This is a genomic window from Rhodococcus sp. P3_B8, assembly GCF_056402775.1.
The window spans coordinates 1-2,390 of sequence record NZ_JBFUGT010000544.1 but is presented as its reverse complement, the minus strand read 5'-3'; the positions used below and the strand labels follow the sequence as shown (position 1 = coordinate 2,390).

The 2,390-nt window shown below is 68.8% G+C and carries 1 protein-coding gene; it reads left to right on the top strand.

The genetic code is table 11. The features are described from left to right. Positions 1–2,390, top strand: a 2,390-nt coding sequence (locus AC1D1G_RS44285; RefSeq protein ID WP_477956837.1) for a condensation domain-containing protein, incomplete at both ends; no start/stop codon positions are given.

Genomic DNA, 2,390 nt, shown 5'->3' with positions numbered 1-2,390 from the left:
CGTATGTGCTTTCGGCGCCTGGAACTGAGGTCGAAACCCGTGCGCTCGCGGAGTTCGTGGGGGAGCGGTTGCCGGGGTATATGGTGCCGTCGGCGATCATGGTGTTGGATTCGTTGCCGCTGACTCCGGCGGGGAAACTGGACCGCAACGCACTGCCCACACCGGTATTCGCCGCACACTCGGCCGAGATTGTGCAACCCAGAACGGTCACGGATGAGATCCTCCTCGGGATCTTCCGCGACGTCCTCGGCCTACCCGATTTGAGCGTCGACACCAGCTTCTTCGAACTCGGCGGCAACTCACTGATGGCCACCCAGGTCGTGTCCCGAGTGAACACCGCCCTCGGTGCGCGGATCGGGGTCCGGGACCTCTTCCAATCGCCGTCGGTGTCGCAGCTGGCGGTCGCGGCGGCGAACACCGGCGCGCAGGCCGACTCGCGTCCGGTACTGGAGGCTCGGCAACGGCCCGACCGGGTGCCCCTCTCCGTTGCGCAGCAACGCATGTGGTTCCTCAACCAGTTCGACACGGCATCGCCCGCCTACAACCTGCCGGTCGCGCTGAGACTCACCGGCGCACTCGACCGCGACGCCCTGCTCGGGGCGATCGACGACGTCCAGGAGCGTCACGAGGCGCTGCGCACCGTCTTCCCCGACAGCCCCGACGGACCCCACCAGCTGGTCGCGTCCGTCGTGAGCGTGCTGGCCGGCGACGATCCCATCGACGTCGACGCAAATTCGCTCACCGCCGCGATGACGACCCTCGGCGGCACCGGATTCGACCTCACCACCGACAGACCGCTGCGCGCCGGCCTGTTCCGGGAGGCACCCAACCGGCACATCCTCGTCCTCGTCGTCCACCACATCGCCGCCGACGGCTGGTCGATGACGCCGCTGGCTGCCGACGTGATGGTCGCGTACGCGGCGCGCGCCGCCGGTCACGCACCCACCTGGGCGCCGCTTCCGGTGCAGTACGCCGACTACAGCCTCTGGCAGCGGGATCTACTGGGTTCGGAAGACGACCCGAACAGCCTGTCCGCCAGGCAGATCGCCCACTGGCAGGCAGCGCTCGCCRGCGTGCCGCAGCTGATCGAGCTGCCCACCGACCGGATGCGGCCCGCCGAGATGTCCCACCGGGGCGGGCGTGTGCAGTTCACGATCCCGGCCGACGTGCACGGGCGTCTCGTCGATCTCGCCCAGAGCACCGGCACCACGCCGTTCATGGTCACGCACGCCGCCCTGGCGGTTCTGCTCCGCCGTCTCGGCGCCGGATCGGACATCGTGATCGGCACCCCCGTCGCGGGACGCGGCGAGGAGGCGCTCGACCACCTGGTCGGCATGTTCGTCAACACACTCGTCCTCCGCACGACCGTCGACCCCGGCGACACGTTCGGTGACGTACTCGCCCGGACCCGCGACGCCGACCTCGCCGCGTTCCAGCACAGCGACGTCCCGTTCGAGCGCCTCGTGGAGGTGCTCAGCCCCGCCCGGTCGTCGGCACACCACCCGCTGTTCCAGGTGATGCTCACCTTCCAGAACACCGCGAACACCCGGGTGGAACTCGACGGACTCGAGGTCGAGGCAACCGAGATCGACGTCCACGTGGCAAAGTTCGACCTGCAGCTCACCGTCGTCGAGCAGTTCGACTCCACCGGCGCACCAGCCGGTCTGGCCGTGCAATTGTCCTACGCGACAGACCTGTTCGACGAGGACACAGCCGTGTCGATCGGCGAACGATTCGGCCGGCTCCTCGACGTGGTCGTCGACAACCCGCCGGTCGCCGTCGGCGACATCGACCTGCTCGACGCGGACGAACGGTCCGCCCTCGCGGCGGCCAACGCAACGAACCACCCCGTGCCCGCGGACACTCTGGTGTCGTTGTTCGCGGACCAGGCCACCGCCACACCCGACGCCGTGGCGCTGGTCTTCGAGGAACGATGGCTGACCTACGCCGAATTCGACGAGCACACCGACCGCCTCGCCCGTTACCTGATCGGAAGCGGAGTGGGACCGGAGTCCGTCGTCGCGGTCGGGATGCGCCGTTCGATCGATCTGCTCGTCGCGATCTACGCCGTCGTGAAGGCCGGCGGCGCCTACCTGCCGATCGATCCCGATCACCCCGCCGAGCGCACCGCATACGTGCTCGACACCGCGCAGCCGGTGTGCGTGCTGACACGCGCCGCCGACGACACCACGTTCGCCACCGCGGCACCGGTGCTGCACATCGACACGCTCGACCTCCCCGACGAGGACCCGGCACCGATCTCCACCACGCTCACCGCCGACAACACGGCGTACGTGATCTTCACGTCCGGGTCGACGGGCCGGCCCAAGGGTGTTGCGGTCACCCACGGCGCGATCGTGAACCGCCTGCTGTGGATGCAGCACGAATAC